Source organism: Thiorhodococcus mannitoliphagus (genome assembly GCF_010915725.1).
GTDB classification, from domain to species: domain Bacteria; phylum Pseudomonadota; class Gammaproteobacteria; order Chromatiales; family Chromatiaceae; genus Thiorhodococcus; species Thiorhodococcus mannitoliphagus.
Genome location: NZ_JAAIJR010000249.1, coordinates 1 through 3394 on the forward strand (window position 1 = coordinate 1; position 3394 = coordinate 3394).

Here is a 3394-nt window from a genome sequence, read left to right on the forward strand (position 1 = left end):
GCGCTCCAACACCGCGCGCGCCATGGTGGGGATGGGGAAATGCTCGGCAAAGCGCTCAAGCAGTGGATTCAGCAACAGCGTCAACAGCCCGCTGGTTAAAAAAGGCGCGATTGTACCGAGGACTCGCGACTCGCGCTGCTCGGGCGGTTCAGCCGCGTGGAGGCCGTGGCGACCGACAGGAGTTGTTGCGTTCACTTTTTGTGACCTTCACAGCCCTGCCACGCATAGCCTATGCGATGGTTGCCCAGATCAACCACGCGCAACTCGCCGCAAACGCACCCCAAGCGCGAGCATATGCTGCTGCTTGATACTCACCCCTTCCCGCTTCATCGCCTCCCAGACCCAGCCCCACTCGCCCAGCACCGCATTGTCGAGGTACTGGGCGGCCTGATGCTGCCGGGCGAAGTGCGCTCGACTGCCTTTGGCCAGCAGTTGCTCGTCAAGATCGGGTAGCAGCAGGGCGTCGGCACGGGGGAGGGTGTGGGCGATGCGCAGGCCGGCTGGGTCCCAGTCGGTGAAGACGGTGATGGGGATGTGCTCGGGCAGGATGCTCAGGAGCTGGCGGGTGCCGCGTGCCAGTCCGCCGTGGCCGCGATAGAGCACCAGGCTGTCGGCGAGTTCGGCGGGGGCGGCGAAGGCGTGCCAGTCGTCGAAGCTGTCCAGGTTCTCGACGACGACCACTTGGCTGATGCCGTCGAGACTCAGGGCTATCAGGGGAACGCGTAGGCTCAGCTCATGAGGCAGGCTTGGCAGGGGCGGCGGGAGTCGGCCCTTCACGAGCACATACCCATCGTTCGGGCGCTCTCGGGCGATCTTCTCGTCGATGGCGCTGGCGGCGACCTGTCGGCGGTTGCCCTCGGGGACGCCGGCGAGCGGGTCGAAGCCCCAGGCCCGCTGGGCCAGTTCGCGCAGCTCGCGGCGGTGCTCGGCACTGAAGTGCAGTCGACGGCCGCGCGGCTCGCCCAGCTCGAAGGTCTGCTGGATCTCGTCCCAGGTCGTCGACCGCTCCACCGCCTCCAGTTCCTCGCGCAGCAGGCGATGGACCGCCCGCATGTGCCGTTTGCTCAGGCTAGCCATAGTCGAAGATCCCTAATGATGAAGTTGCCGCTATAGAGCGGGTGTGGCTCGCCGATCATGTCCAGCTCGAAAGAGAGATCCTTCGATCCTGATGGATCGACCCGCCGGGTATCACGAGCGCTGACGCGACACTCCGGCTTGCCGCACTGCCCAAGGCAAAGGCACGGCCAGTCCCGAAGTATGCTTGTCCATGACGATTGGGTGCGGATCGATGGCTTTGAGCAATCGCCGCAGCTGGCCTTTCAGCTTGTCGGGCTCTATGGCGCGCGGACGAAGCCGGCTCGTCTTGGCTGGCTGTTCGATATTGCAGACCACGCGCACTTGCCTCGCGCCAAGCAGTTTACGAGCGAATTGCTTTTCATCGGCATCATTTGCCCGGGTCTGCGCTGCAAGGATTCCTGCTAGGGAATCTCGAACCTTGATCTCAATCTCGTCGGCCAAATCAACTGTCTTTGTGCGCTCATGCCGCCGATAGTCCTTCACCTCAATGAGCCACGCGACGCGATCAGAGTGACACAGGATGTCCACTGCCTTGTTGTCGCGGAAGCAGCCGTTCTGAAACTGATTTCGGTAGAAGGACCAGTCATCGTACTTACAGGCCGCGGTGGCCTCATCGAAGGTGAACAGCAAATCCCCTTCCTGGATCTCCGTCATCAGGCCTCTTCCCATTCCAGGAAGCGATCCGACTGCGCCAACTCTTGCTCCAGCATCACCAGTGTCTGGATGTCTTCGACGCCTTCGCTTTGCTCCAGTAACACCGCATCCTTGCTGGCCGCCAGTGCAAACCAGCGCCGTGGCAACTTAGCACGAGCCTTGTCGCCGAGCAGCATTTCCAGTTCGCGCAGCAGAAACAACGAGTGCGTGGTAACGAATACCTGCACGCCCGATGCGGCAACCGCAACGATACTGGCGGCCACGGTCTTGATGAGCTTGGGATTTAGGTTGGTTTCCGGCTCGTCCCAGAACAGAAAACCTTGTTTGAGCAAAGTGCCGGTGCTGATGAGGCGAGCCAGCATCGAGAGCTTGCGCAAGCCCTCGGCTACCAGGGGTATTTCCATGGCTCCTTCACCGGAAGCTTGCAAATAAAACCGGCCGCTTTGGGAATCAACGACAACCTTGCCGCCCATCGCTTGTTCCAGCGGATGCAGCAGTCGCGCCACATCCTTTTCTCGTGGACCCTTGAGCGCCGGGTTGCCCAGCAGCGACACTGTGTCCCGCCAGGTTTCCTCGAACTCAAGGTGGTAGTTGTCGTACAGCGGCAGGAACCACGGGCACAGCGTCACCAGCTCGCGCGTGGGCAGGTAGACCGGCGACAGCGTTAAACCCTTGGCTGGCGCCTCAATGATCTCGACCTGACTCTTGGCGTTGGTGGCAAAGCCGATGGCGCAATTGTGGTCGCTGTCCTTTAGCTCCAAAGCGATTTCACAGCGCTCGCGGCCACGCTTGCGTTTCGCGAGTCGCCCCAGGCTTTCCGGGCGCATCACCGCCACCAGCTTGTCGGCGTATGCCTTTTCCAGGGTCGATTTAGACAAGCCCTTGGCATCGGCCTGCACCTTCATGAGCGCGTAGAGGGCCTTGAGCACATGCGACTTGCCCAGACCATTTTCGCCGACGATGACATTGACCCCGGAAGCGAATCGCCAAACGTCATTGGGCACACAGCTGAAGTTCTGGAAACGCGCTTTTTCGAGCATGTCTCCTCCTCAAATATCGAATTGTATCTGGCTGCCGATGAGTTCGGCGATGTGAGGTTCCCCCGGTTTTTCGTCTTCCAAGGGGACGATGCTAGGCTGTCGAAATCGGGCACTTTCCGCAGTGTTCGACGCCCCCGGTTTTTGGATGACAAGTGACAGGATGAGAACGCTGGAACGGACGGTTTGGATTTGATAGAAGATCGGTTCCATCCATAACCGACCCTGTCGATGTTGTCCGATGCTTCAGCACTCGAAAATCCTCCGTAGTCGCGATGCCTGGAAACGCAAGGCGGTGCAACGCGCCGAGGCGTTGCGTGAACAGAAGAAGGCGCACAAACGCGCTCGGCAAAGCATTGCGCAACTCAAGGCCGAGGTCAGAGCCTTGGAGCAGGCGGTGGAAAAAAAAAGTCCCCCTGCCTCCTCTGTAGTCGGTAGCGACCTGACCGAAGCCGACCAGGTGCGCACGTTGTGCGTAATGCTGGTGTTGCAGGCGGCGGTGTCCTTTCGCAGCGTGCCACGCATTCTGGGGCTGTTTCAGACCCATGCACGAGCGGGCGATGGTTGGGTGCCGCATTTCACCTCGGTGATTAACTGGAGTTTGCGCATCGGCCTGGGTCTGCTGC

Annotated in this window: 5 protein-coding genes; 1 reads left to right on the forward strand and 4 read right to left on the reverse strand. The window is 60.8% G+C overall.

Features of this window, described 5'->3' with window-relative positions; genetic code table 11:
* The 4 genes from G3480_RS28020 to G3480_RS25570 all read right to left on the reverse strand — a co-directional run.
* A partial coding sequence (locus G3480_RS28020; RefSeq protein WP_206171897.1) for a hypothetical protein occupies nucleotides 1-195 on the reverse strand: 195 nt, incomplete at its 3' end.
* 54 nt (nucleotides 196-249) lie between these two features.
* Nucleotides 250-1077, reverse strand: coding sequence for a DUF7281 domain-containing protein (locus tag G3480_RS25560; protein WP_206171898.1), 828 nt, complete (start codon nucleotides 1075-1077; stop codon nucleotides 250-252).
* Nucleotides 1078-1188: 111 nt separating this feature from the next.
* The gene (locus G3480_RS25565; protein ID WP_164657028.1) at nucleotides 1189-1731 is read right to left on the reverse strand and encodes a hypothetical protein; all 543 of its coding nucleotides are present in this window, start codon (nucleotides 1729-1731) and stop codon (nucleotides 1189-1191) included.
* The gene (locus G3480_RS25570) at nucleotides 1731-2771 is read right to left on the reverse strand and encodes an AAA family ATPase (protein WP_164657029.1); all 1041 of its coding nucleotides are present in this window, start codon (nucleotides 2769-2771) and stop codon (nucleotides 1731-1733) included. The genes G3480_RS25565 and G3480_RS25570 overlap by 1 nt, the downstream gene beginning before the upstream one ends.
* A 238-nt stretch (nucleotides 2772-3009) precedes the next feature.
* On the opposite strand from G3480_RS25570, the gene G3480_RS25575 reads away from it, so the two are divergent.
* Nucleotides 3010-3394: DUF4200 domain-containing protein (locus G3480_RS25575; RefSeq protein ID WP_164657030.1), on the forward strand; the 385-nt coding region annotated here is incomplete at its 3' end.